The following is a 311-nucleotide window of genomic DNA, read 5'->3' as shown; positions in this document are numbered from 1 at the left end:
ACAGGCCGCGGCGTGTCGGATTCGCGGGTGGGCCTCAGACGCAGGGCGCCCGCTCGATCGCGCATGAGCGCGTTCGCCGCGTCGAGGATCGGCGGCGCGGAACGGTAGTTGTGCTCGAGGCGGACCACGGTCGCGTCCGGGTAGCGCGTGCCGAACTCGAGCAGGTGCCGCGCTTCGGCACCCGTGAACGAGTAGATCGTCTGACTCGCGTCGCCCACGACGCAGATGTCGCGTCGATCGCCCAACCACAGCTCGAGCAGTCGGTTCTGCAGCGCGGAGACGTCCTGGTACTCGTCGACCGTGAAGTGCCG

The 311-nt window shown here is 69.1% G+C and carries 1 protein-coding gene; it reads right to left on the bottom strand.

Features of this window, described 5'->3' with window-relative positions; genetic code table 11:
• Positions 1-311, bottom strand: a 311-nt coding sequence (locus SB754_RS19685) for a UvrD-helicase domain-containing protein (protein WP_410784079.1), incomplete at both ends; no start/stop codon positions are given.

It is taken from the genome of Leifsonia sp. SIMBA_070, from assembly GCF_046534635.1.
Classification (GTDB): Bacteria; Actinomycetota; Actinomycetes; order Actinomycetales; family Microbacteriaceae; genus Leifsonia.
This window is presented reverse-complemented; position numbering and strand designations above follow the sequence as displayed.